The sequence below is a fragment of the Sporosarcina sp. P16b genome (assembly GCF_002743065.1).
In the GTDB taxonomy this organism is placed as follows: domain Bacteria; phylum Bacillota; class Bacilli; order Bacillales_A; family Planococcaceae; genus Sporosarcina.
This window is the reverse complement of record NZ_PDYO01000004.1, coordinates 1-18,898: the sequence shown is the minus strand read 5'-3', so window position 1 is coordinate 18,898 and position 18,898 is coordinate 1. Positions and strand designations below refer to the sequence as shown.

At 39.9% G+C, this 18,898-nt stretch carries 20 protein-coding genes, 1 tRNA gene and 1 pseudogene; all 22 read right to left on the bottom strand.

What is annotated here, in order from left to right; genetic code table 11:
- Positions 1-70 precede the first annotated feature (70 nt).
- The 22 genes and pseudogenes from CSV77_RS06800 to CSV77_RS06690 all read right to left on the bottom strand — a co-directional run bounded on the left by CSV77_RS06800 (position 71) and on the right by CSV77_RS06690 (position 18,364).
- Positions 71-1,249: a lipid-transfer protein gene (locus tag CSV77_RS06800; RefSeq protein WP_099672826.1), complete on the bottom strand. Its 1,179-nt coding sequence runs from the start codon at positions 1,247-1,249 to the stop codon at positions 71-73.
- 65 nt (positions 1,250-1,314) lie between these two features.
- Positions 1,315-2,481: a CaiB/BaiF CoA transferase family protein gene (locus tag CSV77_RS06795; protein ID WP_199203721.1), complete on the bottom strand. Its 1,167-nt coding sequence runs from the start codon at positions 2,479-2,481 to the stop codon at positions 1,315-1,317.
- A gap of 377 nt (positions 2,482-2,858) precedes the next feature.
- A pseudogene (locus CSV77_RS06790) lies at positions 2,859-3,571 on the bottom strand (HAD-IC family P-type ATPase); the annotation flags it as partial.
- Positions 3,572-4,350: 779 nt separating this feature from the next.
- Positions 4,351-4,485 carry a hypothetical protein gene (locus CSV77_RS17250; protein ID WP_255407060.1) on the bottom strand — a complete coding sequence of 45 codons (135 nt, stop codon included), beginning with the start codon at positions 4,483-4,485 and terminating at the stop codon, positions 4,351-4,353.
- Between the two features lie 104 nt (positions 4,486-4,589).
- Positions 4,590-5,678, bottom strand: a complete 1,089-nt coding sequence (locus CSV77_RS06775) for a sensor histidine kinase (RefSeq protein WP_233212187.1) — start codon at positions 5,676-5,678, stop codon at positions 4,590-4,592.
- The gene (locus tag CSV77_RS06770) at positions 5,662-6,348 is read right to left on the bottom strand and encodes a response regulator transcription factor (RefSeq protein ID WP_099672822.1); all 687 of its coding nucleotides are present in this window, start codon (positions 6,346-6,348) and stop codon (positions 5,662-5,664) included. Before CSV77_RS06770 ends, CSV77_RS06775 begins: the two co-directional genes overlap by 17 nt.
- 39 nt (positions 6,349-6,387) lie before the next feature.
- Positions 6,388-6,960, bottom strand: a complete 573-nt coding sequence (locus CSV77_RS06765; RefSeq protein ID WP_099629735.1) for a TlpA disulfide reductase family protein — start codon at positions 6,958-6,960, stop codon at positions 6,388-6,390.
- Between the two features lie 18 nt (positions 6,961-6,978).
- Positions 6,979-7,737 carry a cytochrome c biogenesis CcdA family protein gene (locus CSV77_RS06760; RefSeq protein ID WP_099629734.1) on the bottom strand — a complete coding sequence of 253 codons (759 nt, stop codon included), beginning with the start codon at positions 7,735-7,737 and terminating at the stop codon, positions 6,979-6,981.
- Positions 7,724-8,383, bottom strand: coding sequence for a hypothetical protein (locus CSV77_RS06755; RefSeq protein ID WP_099672821.1), 660 nt, complete (start codon positions 8,381-8,383; stop codon positions 7,724-7,726). The genes CSV77_RS06760 and CSV77_RS06755 overlap by 14 nt, the downstream gene beginning before the upstream one ends.
- A gap of 274 nt (positions 8,384-8,657) precedes the next feature.
- The gene (locus tag CSV77_RS06750; RefSeq protein ID WP_099672820.1) at positions 8,658-10,085 is read right to left on the bottom strand and encodes a bifunctional metallophosphatase/5'-nucleotidase; all 1,428 of its coding nucleotides are present in this window, start codon (positions 10,083-10,085) and stop codon (positions 8,658-8,660) included.
- A gap of 144 nt (positions 10,086-10,229) precedes the next feature.
- On the bottom strand, positions 10,230-10,472 hold the full coding sequence (locus CSV77_RS06745; RefSeq protein ID WP_199203715.1) for a hypothetical protein: 243 nt from the start codon (positions 10,470-10,472) through the stop codon (positions 10,230-10,232).
- Between the two features lie 168 nt (positions 10,473-10,640).
- Positions 10,641-10,714: transfer RNA gene (locus CSV77_RS06740), tRNA-Arg, on the bottom strand.
- Between the two features lie 73 nt (positions 10,715-10,787).
- Positions 10,788-11,279 (bottom strand): metallophosphoesterase, encoded by a 492-nt coding sequence (locus CSV77_RS06735; RefSeq protein WP_099672819.1) that lies wholly within the window; start codon positions 11,277-11,279, stop codon positions 10,788-10,790.
- The gene (locus CSV77_RS06730) at positions 11,276-11,890 is read right to left on the bottom strand and encodes an XTP/dITP diphosphatase (RefSeq protein ID WP_099672818.1); all 615 of its coding nucleotides are present in this window, start codon (positions 11,888-11,890) and stop codon (positions 11,276-11,278) included. Before CSV77_RS06730 ends, CSV77_RS06735 begins: the two co-directional genes overlap by 4 nt.
- Positions 11,887-12,645, bottom strand: a complete 759-nt coding sequence (gene rph, locus CSV77_RS06725; RefSeq protein WP_099672817.1) for a ribonuclease PH — start codon at positions 12,643-12,645, stop codon at positions 11,887-11,889. The genes CSV77_RS06730 and rph overlap by 4 nt, the downstream gene beginning before the upstream one ends.
- 129 nt (positions 12,646-12,774) lie before the next feature.
- Positions 12,775-13,563, bottom strand: coding sequence for a glutamate racemase (gene racE / locus CSV77_RS06720; protein WP_099672816.1), 789 nt, complete (start codon positions 13,561-13,563; stop codon positions 12,775-12,777).
- Positions 13,564-13,572: 9 nt separating this feature from the next.
- The gene (locus tag CSV77_RS06715; RefSeq protein WP_099630006.1) at positions 13,573-13,980 is read right to left on the bottom strand and encodes a MarR family winged helix-turn-helix transcriptional regulator; all 408 of its coding nucleotides are present in this window, start codon (positions 13,978-13,980) and stop codon (positions 13,573-13,575) included.
- A 192-nt stretch (positions 13,981-14,172) separates the two neighbouring features.
- Positions 14,173-14,385 carry a helix-turn-helix domain-containing protein gene (locus CSV77_RS06710; protein ID WP_085428963.1) on the bottom strand — a complete coding sequence of 71 codons (213 nt, stop codon included), beginning with the start codon at positions 14,383-14,385 and terminating at the stop codon, positions 14,173-14,175.
- A 75-nt stretch (positions 14,386-14,460) separates the two neighbouring features.
- Complete coding sequence (locus tag CSV77_RS06705; protein ID WP_099672815.1) at positions 14,461-14,910, bottom strand: acyl-CoA thioesterase; 450 nt, start codon at positions 14,908-14,910, stop codon at positions 14,461-14,463.
- Positions 14,911-15,160: 250 nt separating this feature from the next.
- Positions 15,161-15,955 (bottom strand): succinate dehydrogenase iron-sulfur subunit, encoded by a 795-nt coding sequence (gene sdhB, locus CSV77_RS06700; protein WP_198166058.1) that lies wholly within the window; start codon positions 15,953-15,955, stop codon positions 15,161-15,163.
- Positions 15,952-17,706 (bottom strand): succinate dehydrogenase flavoprotein subunit, encoded by a 1,755-nt coding sequence (gene sdhA / locus CSV77_RS06695; RefSeq protein WP_099672814.1) that lies wholly within the window; start codon positions 17,704-17,706, stop codon positions 15,952-15,954. Before sdhA ends, sdhB begins: the two co-directional genes overlap by 4 nt.
- A 49-nt stretch (positions 17,707-17,755) precedes the next feature.
- A complete protein-coding gene (locus tag CSV77_RS06690; RefSeq protein ID WP_099629725.1) occupies positions 17,756-18,364 on the bottom strand; it encodes a succinate dehydrogenase cytochrome b558 subunit in 609 nt (202 codons plus the stop codon).
- Between the last annotated feature and the right edge of the window lie 534 nt (positions 18,365-18,898).

The following is an 18,898-nucleotide window of genomic DNA, read 5'->3' as shown; positions in this document are numbered from 1 at the left end:
ACTTTTTCTTGTGAATATTTAGATAAGAAATGAATTCCTACCAATACATTTCGAGTGAAATTGCCATCCATTAGTTTAAGCGATACATCGTTGTGACACAGGCTCCTCCAAGACCGAGATTATGCTGGAGTGCAATTTTCGCACCTTCAACTTGACGCTGATTTGCTTGACCACGTAATTGCCATACAAGCTCTGTACATTGGGCAAGACCAGTTGCACCAAGGGGATGTCCTTTCGACATTAATCCGCCTGAAGGATTGATGACATACTTCCCGCCATACGTATTATCTCCATCATTGATAAACTGTTCTGCTTCCCCTTCACCGCAAAGTCCTAATCCTTCGTAAGTAACCACTTCATTGGGGGTAAAGCAATCATGAAGTTCAACAACATCCACGTCTTCAGGACCTATCCCCGCTTTTTCGTACACTTGTTGTGCGGCACATTTCGTCATTTCAGTTCCAATAAGGGTCATCGGATCATCGTAACTAACGTTTGTATCCGTAGTCATTGCCTGACCCAGGATCTCTACTGCATTGGATATCCCATGCTTTTTAGCAAAACTGTCACTACATACAATGACTGCGGCGGCTCCACAAGTTGGTGGGCACGCCATCAAACGAGTGAGCGTTGGAAATAGCGTCGGCGCATTCATTACTTCCTCAACCGTTAATGTCTGATTGAACATTGAATACGGATTTTTCACAGCATGACTTCTGGATTTCACTGCTACTTTGGCAAAAATATTCGGATTGGCTCCGTACTTTTCCAAATATGCTTTTCCACCCGCTCCAAACATTTTCAAAGCAAGAGGAGCCTCCGGTAAGTCAGGATTCAATTCAATCAATCGCTCTACTGCCCACCCCATTGGGGGCGTGCGATCATTCCAGATACTTCCTAAAGCACCCGGTTTCATTTCTTCGAAGCCAACTGCCAAAGCACAATCTACTTCACCGGATTCGACTGCCTGGCGAGCCATGTACAAAGCAGTGGAGCCCGATGAACAATTATTATTAACATTAATAATTGGAATTCCTGTCATCCCTACTTGGTATAATGCAGTTTGTCCACAAGTACTGTCCCCAAAAACGTAACTTGCATATGCTTGTTCAATATCGCGATACTCAATTCCTGCATCTTCTAATGCACCTTGAACCGCTTTTGCTGCCATCATTTCATATGGATCACTCAACCCAGGCTTTTTAAATTTCACCATATTTACGCCAAGTACTTTCGCTTTCATCGTCATATTTCTCCCTTCTAGTTAGCTATCCATCTAGCATTGCACTACTCCAAATTGATATTTTTAATCCTTTAGAAGACACCCTTTTCTTTCAATTCTGCAATTTGTTCCTCACTGTAACCCAATGCTTCAAATACATCGACTGTATCTTCCCCGAGCTTCCCACCCACGTGTTTATAGCTCGGACTTCCTTTTGAGAATTTAATCGGGTGAGCGATTTGCGATTGTGAAGTTCCATCAGACTTAGGTACTTCGATCACCATTTCCCTTGCCTTAATTTGTGGATGCACACACGCCTCGCTAAACGGTAATACGGGTTCTACACACGCTTGAAATTCTTCGAAAATGGGTAACCATTCATCATAGGTTTTGCTTAGGAAAGCTTTTTTTAATCTCTCCGTAAACGAATGCATATCAGCAGGTGCTTGACTCATCGCAACCGAAAGTAACTCGGGGTGACCAATCGCCTCACATAGCTGCTTTCTAAATGCAGGCTCAACACTCCCAACTGAAAAATAGCGACCATCTTTTGTTTCGAAATAGTCATAATAACTTCCGCCATTCAGCATCATTCGTTCCGCCTTGGGTTCCACTCCATCAACAAGATAACCCGGTCCAAAAAGAGCATTGAGCGCAAATGCGGCATCCGTCATACTAACATCGATAGATTGCCCTTCTCCCGTCTGCGCTCGGTGCAATACAGCTGTCAATATTCCAATGACAGTATGTAGAGAGCCCCCAGCTACATCCGCAATTTGTACAGCTTGAGGGGTTGGACGCTCCTCTTTGCGTCGAGAGTAATCTGCCAATCCGGCAATCGATAAATAATTAATGTCATGTCCCGGACGATTACGATATGGACCCGTCTGACCAAACCCTGTAAGTGAACAATAGATTAGTTGTGGGTTCGCTTCTTTCAGTACTTCATAACCTAACCCTAGTCGCTCCATAACGCCGGGGCGAAATTGTTCTAACACAATGTCATATTCCTTCACCAAATTCTTGACGATTTCGATAGACTCCACTTTCTTTAAATCGAGTGCGATTGAACGTTTGGAACGATTTAGGAAACCATGTGCCGCAAAATTCTTTCCTCCAAATGTTCGAATTAAATCGGGCCTCGTTGGTGACTCTACCCGCAAGACTTCTGCCCCCAAGTCAGCGAGCATCATCGTCGCATAAGGTCCAGGTAGTAATCCTGAGAAATCTAATATCTTCAAATTACGTAACAAATCAATCACACCCCTTTTACTTTTTCTTTACACCTATTACATAATGCAATATTCATGCCATCAATCAAAATTATAGAAAAAAGGTCGATATTACTAGTAATTCTAGTGGCATCTACCCTTTTTCGTACATATACCAATACTTATCTTGTAAATATTTTAGCAAGCGCTCTCAAAAGGTCGTACTTCACTTACATGGAAGCATTATGTGTATGTACTTCACACACTTTTAGAAGACAGCGTCTTTATTTCGGACACTATTTATATGAATATATGCAAATGAACATTTCTTACTTCTTTTACTTCTTCAGAGTCCAAATCGTACCTATGTACTAAATAAAAGAGCCTCTGACAACCCATAAAGGAGTTGCCACAGGCTTTTCTCATTAATTTTTTAAATTTATTTTTTGGAGGCGCAATGCATTCAATACGAGCGATACCGAACTGAACGCCATTGCTGCACCGGCAACCTAAGGGGCTAATAGACCGATTGTCGCAATTGGAATTCCGACCGTGTTGTAGAAGAGAGCAAAAAAACAAGTTTTGTTTAATATTGCACATCGTTTCACGGCTTATAAAATGGCATCAGCAACGCTATTTAAGTCTCCACTCATCAATGTAATATCTTCCACTTCAATAGCGATATCCATACCTGTTCCAACCGCCATCCAATGTTTGCCACTGCAAGGGCGGGTGCATCATTGATCCCGTCCCTGACCATAGCGAATTTCTTACCTTGGTCTTGTATTTTTTAATTTCATCGCTTTTTTGTTCTAGTACCACTTCCGAAATGACATAAGATAAACCGACTTGACGAACAATGGCCTCCGCAGTGCGTTGGTTATCACCTGTCAGCATAATCACTTCAAGACCCAAATCTTGCATTCTGGCAATCGCTTCTTTGGAAGTTTCTTTCACCATATCAGCTATTGCGACGACACCAGCAAGCTTTTGATCTACAGCAATTAGCATTGCTGATTTTTCCATCTCTTTCTAGACTTTCCATCGACGATACTGAATCCAAAATCGAAACCTTATGTTCGTTCATCGGTTTTCTCGTTCCAACTAACACTACCCTTCCACTGACAACCGCCTGAAGATTTAAGGGCCTCTCCAGTTCAATGAAACCTAGACAAAGCCAAATACATATATTCGCTGTGAAAAATTTTTGCTTCAATACTAAAAAAAGACCGTAAACATTATATTTCAATGTTTACGGTCTTTTTTTATTTCTTATTCCATTAACATATTCTTGCCAACGTCCCAGGAGGACGTTTTTAAGAGTCTTTAAACCCTAATACACCTGCATTTCTTCTATTCAATGTGTATAATATGTGTAAAGTTTTTTCTTGACGAGCATTGTTATAATGACTTACTTTTTTCGAATGACAGATTCAAATAAACAGTACTCCCATCGCTTATACTAACAGTGTATTTTGTAAGATCTTCTAGACAATTGATAATCTGCAACTTCTGAACAGTGAATGATTTCCATAAAACTCCTTCTGGTGATATTTAATTTGCTTTGAGAGCTACATAAATCTGCGAAGGCTTCATCATATTCTTACTCTTTGGATCTTGGTATTCCATACCACACAAGTGCATAATATTAAACATTTGCGATTTAAAAACAAGTTCATGGTAAGAACCATCTTTGAAGTAGATATAATCAATTTCTTTATTCACTACTATTTCAAAAAACTGAAAGTACTTGTAGTTACATTTCAATTGTTCTTTTATCATTCATCATATTTAGTCACCTATTTTTAATCGAAAAGAAGAGAGGAAAGTATGACTACTTCCACACTTCTTCTTCAATATCATCTATTTTATGAAAATAAAGCTCTTTTAGTTTCTTTTGGTCAACTTCTATGTTAATCATTTTTCTTCGCTCATCCATTCATTCAGCCATTCGAATTCGCCCTGTGACAAGCTCTGTTCTTCTGTTTCTCTTTCTATTATGTGGTGCCTGTTTGCTTCTTCCCAATCTAAGTAGGATTTCCACTCACGCATAACTCTTCCTGCCTTTTCTGTTTCCAATTGGTGTTTCGTTTTGAATGGAATTATTATCGCGTTGTTCGCCACCTCTATTGATTTGTTCTATTCCTTTCACTTTATCATCTCGGTAAAACAATCCAAAATGTATTACTATTATCAGTCGTTTCAATTCCTATCTCGCCTTGATGATGGCGTTCTACGATTTCCTTTGAAATCGCAAGTCCTAATCCTGAACCACCAGTCAATCGGCTACGAGAAGAATCAAGTCTGTAGAAACGCATGAATACCTTTTCCCTTTCGTTAACTGGTATAGGATTACTGGGTCCTGTTATGGAAATACAATAACCTTTTCCTTGTTTTTTCCCTGTTATTAAAATTGGCCCGATTCCTTCATAATATCGCATAGCATTTTCCAGCAAGTTGCTGATGACTTGTTGTATACCTTCAATATTAATATATAGTTTACATGATTCAACTTCTACTTGTATCGGTATATTTTTCTGCATCAAAGCCCTATCAAACATTGCAACACATTGAGTTAATTGGCTTTCTATTTCATACATTTCTTTTTTTACAACCGATTGGGTGGATAAGTAATCCCATTCCTTTAATTGTTCAAGTTGCTCAATCATTTGTGATAATCGGTTTGATTCCTGATGAAGGGATGCAAACAGGACTTTATCGCCGACTATATCTCCATCCCTCAATGCTTGCAGATAACCATTTAAGTTTGACAAAGGAGTTCTTATTTCGTGGGATAGATCGGAGACTAGTTTTTTTCGTTGTTGTTCATTCGTTTGTAACTGTGCAATAAGCCCATTATATTGTGTAACCAATTGACCAATTTCATCTTGTTTATTAACTTGCACGGGTTCCGGGTAATCTCCGAGCTTCAGCTTTTCTGTAGATTGAATCAAGCTTCGGATTGGTTTGATTAAGCGTTTTATTAAATAAAAATGTAGTAAACTTCCCACAAAAGCAGCAGCAATCATGAATATCCATAAGTAATTTAGAAGTGTACTGTTAAATCGCTGTTGGGTCCTACCATCTAGATCTCCCACTCCAGCTACCAGAAAACAGGCTGTATTATAGATAGCCCATCCACTGATGGCCGTCGCGGTCACTATAACTAAAATGTTTAAAAACGTTAAACGCCAAAGGAATCCAGAAGGGATTAATGTGGATAAATAGTTATTTATTCGCGACAAATTTATACCCCATTCCCCTGATGGTTTGTACTCGTTTCGGTTCCGCTGGAAAATCTTCAATCTTTTCACGAAGCTTCTTTATATGCGCATCGATGGTTCGATCCATTACAGTATGCTCCTCATTTGGATAAATCATCGTAATGAGCTGTTCTCGTGACAAAACTATATTCGGATTTTGCATAAAGTAATGAAGAAGACTAAACTCATACTTCGTCAATTTTATGTCTTTACCGTAAAGCAAAACTTGACCTTTTTTCGGCATTATACATAGCCCTTCAGCTACAATCTTTTGACAAAAGTGACTTGTGCGGCGTAAAACTGCTTCTACTTGCGCGATAAGCTCGTTTGGGTCAAATGGTTTTGTCATATATGCATCTGCTCCTAAATTTAACCCTGAAATTTTATCGTCAATTCTTGCTTTAGCTGACAGCATAATAACTGATACATTATTTTGTTCTTGCTTAAGAATCCATTCATAAAATTCCTCGCCACTTATTTTGGGGAGCATTAAATCCAATATTAATAGGCATGGCTGATGTTCAAGAAAAACTGGTTTCGCATCTTCTCCATCACTTGACTCCACAACTTCATAACCATTTTTCTTCAAATAAATCGCAATTAATTCCCGAATCATTTTATCATCTTCGACAACCATAATAGTTTGTTTCACACGAATCACCCCGCTACTAGTTTACACGACAGAAGGAACCTATTGCATCATTTCAAATCCCTGGACCATAAAGTCATAATTCATGGCACCCATTACAACGGATTGGATACGACCATTTGAATCAATCATAAATGAGGTAGGATAAGCTACAATTTGATACTGATTTGATATAGCAGATTTTTCATCCAAAGGAATAGTCAACGTCAGCTTCAGTTCGTCGACAAAATTTTGAACGTTTTCTAGACTTGATTCCGTACCAAGTAAATTTACAGCTAAAATTTGTACATCCTTATCCCTCTTAAATTTTTCCATATCAGGCATTTCTGCACGGCATGGCGGACACCATGTTGCCCAGAAGTTTAGCATGACCCGTTTCCCTTTGTAATCAGACAACCTTACTGTCTCACCATCCAATGTCTTAAGTTCAAAATCTGGAGCTATTTGCCCCTTACGAATCCCCACTTCATTGGATTCAACGGATTCTTCTTTGATGTTAGCATCTTCATACTCAGATGTTTTTATATTGCCTCCCTCATCAGCTGAAAGTATGAACTCATATACAGCCCACCCAAGCATTCCCACTACAATAAAAATAATTATTGCCTTTTTCATTTCTCATTACCTCCATTTTTATCCTAACTTTTCGAACCATGTATCTTGCACTAATTTAAGAAGAAATTCGGTGATGCGTGGCATTTGACCAGTAAATAAAATCAAGCCCATAAGAATCATAATAATGGCTCCTGTTTTCATAATCACTTGACTATGGCGAACAATCCATTTGGTTGATCCGAGGAAGAAGGTCAGGATCAGAAATGGCAAGGCAAAACCAATGACATACATCACTGTATACAAAATACCTTGACCCGGGTTACTTGCCGCCAAAAATAAAATGGATCCGAAGATCGGGCCAATGCACGGTGTCCATCCAGCAGCAAATCCCATACCAACGAAAAAAGTTCCAAAATAGCCAACTGGCCTTTTCGAAGATTGGAAACGCTTTTCTTTCATTAAAGTTGGAATAGTGATCCAACCTCCAACAAAAAGCCCCATAAATATAATGAACACTCCGGCTAATCGCTGTATTAGTAATCCAGAATCACCTACTAATAACGTTTGAATCCATTGTCCTAAAAATGATGCCCCGACACCCAAACTAATAAAGACAAGTGAAACGCCTAACAAAAAGAACACAGAATGGCTTAATAGTTTACTACGTATTTTAACGTCATGATTTCCTTGCAGTTCTTTAACACTAATTCCGGTGATATACGATAAATACGCCGGAAAAATCGGTAACACACAAGGCGATAAAAAAGATAGCGCACCTGCCCCTACTGCTAAAAACATTCCCACCACTAACATCGTATCTGCTTCAATTCCGCCCATTTACGACACCTTCTTCCTTTTTTAAAATGTTTACTATCAAACAAATCACAAAAACTAAACCCAAAAACCACGGAGCCATTGTATAGCCGAATACCATCATAAACGGCATCACAAATGTCAATCCAAAAGTACCTAAAGTCCAACCAATTGCCATGATTATATTTAGCCTATAGATTGTTACACGTGCATGCATGACAACGAACGTAATAATCAACACGGCGAGTAAGCCAAGGTATCTAATTGAATATGTATTGTTATTCCATACAATTTGAATGAATTCATACAAAAATGACGTTATTAAAAACACATGTATAAAAGCATTTAGAAATGGAATGATATCAATCTTTTGTCGTTTGGATTTAATAGCAATTGCAAAAAAACTAAAGAGAACAGCAATATAAACCGCATTCGAATTACTTGGGTATGCTAAAATTGCCAATGGATCTTTTAAAAAGACAGAAAGATTTAACAGAATTTTACCAAGCCACATAAAAAGGACAAAATTCGTAATTTGCGATACTAATTCACCTATATAGATTTTCTTTTTCTTTTTTGATAAATCGCCTATAAAATAAAAAGAGAGAAATCCCACACACAAACTTATAAAGATAATAGCAATTGAAGTTTGTACACTTGCTGTTCCCATAGATGTTCACCTCCTGCTCATTAGCACTTAGATTCCATATTACTAAAGCTATATGAAGGTTTGATGAAAATCGAAATTTATTCGATATATTTTTCGGTATTAAATACTAAAAGATTTTTCCAATCATGTTTCACTTTTTTCAACACACGGAATGAGTAGACGAAAAAATGGCCTATCGTATAAATTCACGAAAGGCCATTTTTTTGAATAACTATGATTCTTACACTGGAGATTAGTTCTTCCCAATCTTTTCAACGAGTATTTAATGTTCGTCTCAGACGCTAAGAATGTCCATTCCTACCTTCACATCGTACGGTTTTTTTTCCTTAAGGTATGAGCAAATGAGATCAATGGCGTGAATGTCTTGATAAACCTTCTTTTTTTCATGCATTTTGAATAGTTGACCCCCGCCACCAACAATTTTATATACTTTTTTCAAGTCAATGTTTTCGCCTGCTATTTGCAAGCTCTGAATACGATTCCCTTTTGGATTATTCGGTTTGTAAGTCATCATTAAGTTGCTGGAACGCAAAATATAACCACCTTTTTGATCAAATGGCTCGGAAGAAAACACTTGTTCCAAATTATTTTCTAATGCCTCCAAAAGTGCTACTCCATCAAGCTCAAGTGTAAATAACTTTGGATTTGCTGGAATAATTGTATGTAAATCATACAAAGTAAGCGGACCAACGGCCATTGGAGGACCATATCGCCAACCGTGTGAAAAAGCAACATCACAATCAAATGAAGACAAATATGCATCCGTTATAAGCTTATCCATCGGCGCCTCTTCTAAAGTTGAACGATGTAAAATAACTTTTGTTTCTCCTACAATAGTGCTTCGTTCTGTTTCATATTGTGCTAAAATTGAGTTTACCATTTCCTTAACTTCTTCATCTTCTTCGAATGTCTCATCCACGGTTATTAACTCGTATTTCACTTCCATTACTTTATCATCTTCAAATGTAATATCTAAACGGCCTAAAAATGATGCGCTTGAACCAGCCTGTACAATATAAGTATTATTAAGGATAATCGGTTTTATCACACGATCGTGGCTATGACCAGAAAGAACGATATCAATTCCATTTACCAAATTTACTAATTTGGCGTCGAGGGGAAGTCCCATATGACTCAGAAGCACAATGATATCGACTTCAGCCTTTAACTTCTCGACATAATCTTGTACTTCGTCAACACCAGTTGAAAAAATCATTCCTTTAGAAAAGCTTGGCGGCATCGTAATATCGACATAAGGATACGTGAGACCAATGACACCTACCTTCACCCCTTGCATTTCTTTTACGATGTACGGTTTCAATAAAGGCCTTCCTGTATCCTGATCCTTTAAATTACAGGCGATCGAAGGAAAAGAAAGATTATTCGTCAAACTTTGTAGCTGTTCTTTGCCATATGCGAAATCCCAATTACCCGGTACAAAACCGTCCAACGGCATTTTCTCGAGTAGAGGTATAATGGCATTTCCTTTACTTGCTAAAAGCGGCAATGTTCCATGAAACAAATCCCCGCCGTCAAAAAAGAGCACATTATTATTTTCTTTTTTTACATCTTTTACGTACTTGCAAATTCTCGAATATCCGCCAACTTTCTTTAAAATCGGACCTTTTGAATCCCAAAAAAGCTCTTCGTGTAATTCTAAACACCCATGTGTATCATTTTGTTGGATTAACGTGAACTTCATTTACTATCACCTCTCTATATATAAATACCCTATAGTCATCTACGTTAATCAATTCGGAAAACCTTCTCTGCACAAACCCTTAAATCATACTCACCTATAGCCGGGAATCTATTCATAGCGAAAGCTTAGTAGTAACCTTATTTGTTAATATGGCTCTTCTAAATAGGTAACCCCTGTACTCTTTGCAAAGTTATGCAGGATCGTATCGTAATCCTTCAGACTACGAGGGCGATAGCTGCTCACCTGCATTTGGTTCATAATAGTTCCTAAAGCTTCCGAAAAGGGCTTGTAGTGAGCGGTAGTCGCCTTCTCTCCTTGAATAGAAGCGGTAAGCTCTTTGGTTGTCAGTGTAAAATCCACATCAAATAATCCGGTCTTTTTCGTCATAATAAAAAAATCCTCCATTCAGTTGAATTGGAAGATAATTTCATGTCTCATTATACGTAAAATGTTAGGGTACAAAAAAGGGATTCTGCACCAGTGACCGAAGCCCTGACCGAATCCCTAGTTTCTCACAAACCAAATTGCATCAATGGTTTGTGACTGATTTTATTACGTCCCAGGAGGGATTCGAACCCCCGACCGATGCCTTAGAAGGGCATTGCTCTATCCAGCTGAGCTACTGAGACAAACACCTGCAACCACAGGCACAAGAACTATTATATGCATAACCTAAACAAAAGTCAACACTATTTCTTAAAACTATTTATTTAAAATGATTTGGTCTAGTAAGTCGTGATTCATACTGTGAAAACTCACAGTATAAGCATCGGCTATTTCAATGACTGCGTAGGTAGCTTTCCTACCGCCACGTGGTTGCGTCGTGCTTCCCGGATTAACAAAAAGTACATCGTTGATCATTTCCGCCCCATACAAATGGGAATGTCCGAATAATACAATTGTGGCTTGCTGTTCAGCTGCTGCGTAGGAAAGAGTCAGCATAGAGCGCTTAACGTCGTGTTCATGGCCGTGGACGACAAATACAGTCTCATCGTCCACTTTCTGAACAATGGACGCTGGGAATAGATCATCTCGATCACAGTTACCACGAACAATATGGATTCCATTGAGCATTGGATCTTTTGCCGATAATTCGCTGTCTCCACAATGGAATATCGCGTCTGCTTGCAATGATGTAATTTGCTTCACTGTATTTACGTCGCCATGTGAATCACTTAAAACAATTAGCTTCATTTTATCTCACCAATCCGCGTAATAAATTCCGGTAGCTGTTCTTTTAATTCAGCTAAAGCTGCCCCTCGATGAGAGATCGCACTTTTCTCTTCTGCAGATAATTCTGCCATCGTTTTTTCTTTACTAGGCACATAAAATATCGAATCATAGCCGAACCCATTCGTTCCTTGTCGTTGTTCTGTAATGACACCTTCACAGCTACCAGAATAGGTAGTTGTCTCGACACCTGGTCCTGCAATTGCCAGAACGCATCGAAAACGTGCCTGACGCGCTGTTTTAGGTACCCCTAAAAGTTTAGCTAGCAACTTATCGATATTCGCTTCATCGTCCGAAGGCTCGCCTGCATAGCGCGCGGAGTAAACACCCGGCTCGCCATCTAATGCATCAACCTCTAGCCCGCTGTCATCCGCAATTACTATCTTCCCCAGTAAATTTGCAACGGTCTCGGCTTTCAGTATGGCATTGTCAACGAAAGTGGTACCCGTTTCTTCTACATCAATTGATTCTTCGATATCTTGCAACGTCAGCACGGTAATACCTAAAGGACGAAAGAGAACTTCAAAGTCTTTTGCTTTTCCTTTATTATTCGTTGCGATTAACACTTCTTTCATTGTGCTTCGCCTGCCTGTTGTCCAATCTTATCTGCCAACTCGCCTAATACTTCTCTTTGAATGGCAATCAATTGTTCAATTCCCGATTCAGCCAATGTCAATAAATCATTCATTTCCGCACGGGAAAAAGTAGCTTCCTCGCCTGTCCCTTGGAGTTCTACGAATTGGCCTTGTCCCGTCATGACAACATTCATATCCACATCTGCTGAGGAATCTTCTACGTAGTCGAGATCTGTGATCAATTGACCGTCAGCCAATTTCCCCACACTGGTAGCTGCTAGAAAATCACGAACTGGAAAAACGGGCAGTTGCTTTTCGATTTGCAATTTATTCACAGCGATAACCAACGCAACGAACGCGCCTGTAATAGAAGACGTTCGCGTTCCACCGTCTGCTTGAATAACATCGCAGTCGATCCAAATCGTACGCTCTCCAATAGCGTCCAAATCAACAACAGCACGCAAAGCCCGTCCGATTAAACGCTGGATTTCCATCGTACGACCACCTACTTTACCGCGGGATGATTCACGGATTGTACGTTGTCCCGTAGCGCGTGGTAACATGGAGTACTCAGCGGATATCCACCCTTTTCCACTGTTACGCATAAACGGTGGTACTCGATCTTCAATCGTCGCTGTACAAATCACTTTAGTATTGCCAACTGAAATCAGTACTGACCCCTCTGGATGTATCAAATAATCTTTCTCTATCGTTACTGTACGAATATCATCTGTTGTTCTTCCATCGTGTCGCATACAATTTCCTCCATTTTGGTTCATCTATTTTTTGTGACCTGCTCATCAAGTCTACAATCAATCCATCTTACCATATTCACAGCAAAAAACCCGAAAACAATGTACAGTTTTCGGGCACTGCCATATACTTCAAAAAGTCAACTTACGTACGTCTGGCTGAGGAATAGCAAGCCAATCTTCAACGATGGCTTGAAACTTTTCCAACGAGCCTGTTGTGTAAAATATGGGCTCTTTAGCTAAAACAGATTGTAATTGCTTAGCTTTAAGAATCCCTTCCACGTCAATCACAGTCTCCGCCGCTGAAGATATAACATTCTTTTGATTGGAGAAATGCGCTTCAATATGTTCTTGCAATAATGGATAATGCGTACAGCCAAGTATTACAGAATCAAACGAGTAGTTATGCAAAGGCTGTAATGTCTTATCGACTATATCCCTTGCCGCCTGTGCGCGATATTCTCCACTTTCAACGATTGGCACGAATTCCGGACACGCAAGTGAATAGACTTTCGCTTCCTTTTTTAGAGCTTGTATCGCCTGATCATATGCTTTACTGTTCACGGTGCCTTCTGTACCAAGCACGGCAATTTCACCTGTTTGCGACGCGTTGACAGCTGCTCTGGCCCCTGGCTTAATCACACCGACAATAGGAAAATCAAATTTCTTCCGTATGTCTTCTAGCGCTATGGCAGTCGCAGTGTTACACGCAATCACCAGCAATTTTATACCCATTTGCGCCAGACTGTTGACCATATCCATCGTAAATTGCAACACTTCTTCCGCAGGTCGAGGACCATACGGACAACGTGCATCATCGCCAATATAAATAATAGGTTCATTCGGTAAGTGGTGGCGTAACTCTCTTACAACTGTCAGTCCACCGACCCCCGAATCAATTACTCCAATAGGTGCATTCAATGTAATCCCTCAATCTCTTGTCATCTGTTCATGTAATGTAGCCAGCAATTCTGAAAACCGCTGAATTTCTTGCTCATTTGAATCGGCAAGAACGTCTTGTAAATACTCTTGTCTCTTCTGTATGACCTCTTCAATAATCCGTATCCCTTCAGGTAATAAATGGACACGGACAACCCGACGATCCTTTTCATCCCGCACTCGCTTCACTAGTTGACTATTTTCCATTCGGTCTACTAAATCCGTCGTGGTGCTGAAAGCTAGGAACATTCTATTGGATAGATCACCGATGGTCATATCACCATGTTCCAACAACCATTGAAGAGCGCTGAATTGAGGAGGTGTAATAGTAGAGTTCTTTAATATTTTCCGACCCTGTTCTTTAATGATGGACGCAATGTATCGCAAGTCTTTTTCCATCGTTACGATATCAGTTGGTACGTTTTTCTGTTCATTCAACAAAAAATCAGCTCCCTGAAATGAGTCCTATCTTTTCATTGTACCGTTTTCATTGATGAACGCAACATTTTTTCCTTCGGTTATAGGCTAGAGAAGAAGTAATTGACACCGATTGCACAAAATTAATCTACTATCGTAAGCAAGCTATCATTTTTAGTTTAGCTGTAATTCTCCCAATCGCAGTAATTCAACGATAGCCTGTGCTCTGCCTGACACGCCCAATTTTTGAATCGTATTCGAAATATGATTTCGTACGGTTTTCTCACTAATGGTCAGCTGTCCAGCAATTTCTTTTGTTGTAAAATCGTCTACCAGCAAAGTGAAAATTTGTCGTTCCCGATTTGTTAATAAAGAACGGTTTTGCATTTCATCCAAGATGCGCCCCTCCTCTTTACGCTTTCCCCTTAGGATATGTAAGGATAGGGGCGGCTGTGTAGGCTTTTACGAGTTTTCGAGAAACATCTGTTTTTCTTCTTCTGTCCATGCAACAGGCATTCCATCACCTTTTCCAACTTGAACGATAGCACCTCTACCTGTGAAGACCATTTCATTGCGTTCATTCTTAGCCATATAATGCAAATCAACTGAACTCGTGCCCATGGAATTAGCCTTTACATAGATCTGTAGCTTTTCGTCAAAGTACACTTGCTTCGCAAAATCACATTGCAAATCCGCCACTATTGGAATAGTTTTGCCCTTTGGGTCCACCCACTTTTCCATATGCTGTAGATGCTTCAAAAATTCAATTCTAGCATACTCAAAATATGCAAAGACTTTTGTGTTGTTCAAATGTCCATACATATCCGTCTCAGAAAAACGGACTGTAACTTCCGCATGAAAATTAAATCCTTCTATCCATTCCTCTAAATCATCAATATAACTCTCTCTCATTTACATGCACCCCTTCATAATGAATGATTGTTCATTTCTTCAGTATATCAAAATATATATTTACGTCAAATAACATTTAGTATTTTCCTGACGACGCAGATTCAATTTATGACTACTAGGGATTGAAGATAGGTGACGGACATTTTCCAAAGAAGAAATCTGAAGCTTTCTTACATAGTCTAGAAGCTCTAAACATCAAAAAAACTGTCCAGGAAGTCATAGACTTCTTGGACAGTTTCATTTATAGAAATTAATCTACTTGGTGGTCACTTCCGAAGAAGTTTTTGAACATTTGGATCGTCGTTGCTCTACCAATTGCACCGATAGAAGTCGTCAATGGAATTCCTTTAGGGCAAGCAACTACACAGTTTTGTGAGTTACCGCACTCAGTGATTCCTCCGTCTCCCATAACAGTAGCCAAACGCTCATCTTTATTCATTGCACCTGTCGGATGGGCATTGAATAGACGTACTTGTGACATTAATGCAGGACCCATGAAGTTCGTCTTGTCGTTTACGTTCGGACAAGCTTCTAGACATACCCCGCAAGTCATACATTTAGACAATTCGTATGCCCATTGACGCTTGCGCTCAGGCATACGGGGACCTTCACCAAGATCATACGTACCATCGATCGGAACCCATGCTTTAATACGCTTTAACGAATCGAACATGAATTCACGGTCAACAACTAAGTCACGAACGACTGGGAATGTACGCATAGGCTCAAGTTTAATAGGTTGTGTTAACTGATCAACCAGTGCAGTACATGACTGACGAGGGCGACCGTTTATAACCATTGAACATGCACCACAGACTTCTTCCAAACAGTTCATATCCCAGTTAATAGGCGTCGTTTTTTCACCTTTGGCATTTACTGGGTTACGTCTGATTTCCATTAGAGCCGAAATTACGTTCATATTCGGGCGATATGGAACTTCAAATCTTTCCACATATGGGCTTGAAGTGGCAGTATCTTGACGATGAATGTCAAACACGACAGTTTTTGTAGCAGTTGCTGTTTGTTGTTCGCTCACTTTTGTCAATCTCCTTTCTTCGCTGAATAATCACGGATACGTGGAGGAATGATAGATGTATCTACCTCTTCATATGAAATAATTGGTGCAGAGACTCCATCGAATTCCGCAATTGTTGTTTTCAAGAAGTTCTCATCGTCACGATTCGGGAAGTCCGGCTTGTAGTGCGCGCCACGACTCTCATCACGATTCAATGCACCTAAAGTGATAACACGTGCTAGATATAGCATGTTTTTCAACTGACGTGTGAAAATAGCTCCTTGGTTAGACCATTGCTGTGTATCCGTAATATTAATATTTTCATAACGCTCAAGTAACTCGACAATTTTCTCGTCTGTCTGCTTCAATTTATCATTGAAACGAACAACCGTTACGTTGTCAGTCATCCATTCGCCAAGCTCTCTGTGAAGAATGTACGCGTTCTCCGTGCCATCCATTTTCAGAGTGTCTTCCCATTTTTGTTGCTCTTCTTTCACTGCATCTTCGAAGATCGTTGCAGGAAGTTCATCAGCTGTACGCTTTAGATGCTTCATATAATCGATTGCGTTTGGTCCTGCGACCATTCCGCCGTAGATAGCAGACAGCAAAGAGTTAGCACCTAGACGGTTTGCACCATGCTGTGAGTAATCACATTCGCCTGCTGCGAATAGGCCTGGGATGCTTGTTTGCTGGTGATCGTCAACCCATAGTCCACCCATTGAGTAGTGAACAGCCGGGAAGATTTTCATCGGCAATTTACGTGGATCGTCTCCCGTGAACTTTTCATAAATCTCGATGATTCCACCAAGTTTAATGTCAAGTTCTTTCGGGTCCTTATGGGACAGATCCAAGTACACCATGTTTTCACCGTTGATACCTAGTTTTTGGTTTACACACACGTCAAAGATTTCACGTGTCGCAATATCCCGTGGAACTAGGTTACCGTAGTCCGGATATTTTTCTTCCAAGAAGTACCATGGTTTTCCATCTTTATACGTCCAAACTCGTCCACCTTCACCACGTGCAGATTCACTCATTAGACGAAGCTTGTCGTCTCCTGGAATCGCTGTTGGGTGAATTTGAATAAATTCTCCGTTTGCATATTTTGCACCTTGTTGGTATACGATGGAAGCCGCAGAACCTGTATTGATCACAGAGTTTGTGGACTTACCGAAAATAATACCAGGGCCGCCTGTTGCCATGATGACAGCATCCGCTTTGAACGCTTGAATTTCCATCGTCTTCAAGTTTTGAGCTTTGATCCCACGGCACGTACCTTCTTCATCTTTAATAATTCCAAGGAATTCCCAGTGCTCGTATTTTTGTACAAGTCCTGATACCTCGTGAGAACGCACTTGTTCATCAAGAGCATAAAGTAACTGTTGTCCAGTTGTTGCACCTGCATACGCTGTACGGTGGTGAAGTGTACCACCGAAACGACGGAAATCCAATAGACCTTCTGGCGTGCGGTTAAACATAACACCCATACGGTCCAATAAGTGGATAATTCCAGGAGCTGCTGCCGTCATTGCTTGTACTGGTTTTTGATTCGCTAGGAAGTCCCCACCGTAAACTGTATCATCAAAGTGAATGTCGACGGAGTCGCCTTCACCTTTCGTATTTACAGCACCGTTAATGCCGCCTTGGGCACATACGGAGTGGGAACGTTTTACTGGTACTAGCGAGAACAAGTCAACCGGTACACCAGCTTCCGCTGATTTGATGGTAGCCATTAGTCCAGCTAGTCCTCCACCGACGACAATCAATCTGCCTTTTGCCATTATTGTGTCACTCCTCAATTATACATAATTTCATTAGTTAGTTAGTTTTTTACACAAAAGCTAGAAGTGCTTGAATTCCAATTACAGAAAGTATTAAGAATATAACGATTGTGATGTAAGACACGATCTTTTGTGATTCTGGTGATTGTGCAATTCCCCACGTAACACAGAAAGACCAAAGTCCGTTTGCTAAATGGAAAGTAGCAGATACAACACCTAGGATATAGAATACAAGCATAAGTGGATTCGACAAAATATCGACCATCATGTTGAAGTCTACTTCGGCTCCAAGAGCTTTTTGAATACGAGTTTCGTATACATGCCATGCAATGAAGATGACAAGGAATACGCCCGTGAACCGTTGGAGCGTGAACATCCAGTTACGGAAAGTACTGTAATGGCCCACGTTGTATTTCGCTGAGAAAGCTATGTACACTCCGTAAAACGCGTGGAACATGAGTGGAATGTAAATAATAAACCATTCCAGGAAAAATACAAACGGCAAGTTCCCCATAAAATTAGATGCTGTGTTGAATGCTTCCTCACCGCGCGTTGCAAAATGGTTAATTACTAAGTGTTGGGCAACAAAAAGTCCAACTGGAATTACACCAAGCAACGAATGTAGACGGCGTAAGAAAAAATCTGTTTCTTTCGACAAGTCTTTTACCCTCCCTTATTTCTGAGATTATACTGTAGTGATGCGTTTCTCTATCTAGTTCACATTCACCAGTACCTCTCTTCATGGTACAATATGATAACATGTATATTGTACTCCTCTGTATTGGACAGGTCAAGACGCTGTGTACTTTTCATAGTAGATTATGATTTTTCTAAAAACGTCGAATAAACCTTCACTTTTCCCTATGATCCGACAACGCTTGACATTGTATGAATCCTACAGGAGTTAGGGTTTGAGAGTTTTTCTTATCTTTTGTCTCCATTACACCACTCATTTATTTGTGCATTTTCCGTCCTCGCAAAAATTACTGACTATTCGGATAAATTGTGGCGAAAATCAAACATCTATCCGTAATCTGATAACTTAACACTACATACCAATAAAAGCCCCTTGACTTCTAAAATGTACCCTATAAGATAGACACTTTGAAAAAAGTCTATCCTATAGGGTACTTTTGTTTATAATGAATAAAAAGATGTGGGGGCGGATGAATGTGACTGAACGATTGTTTAC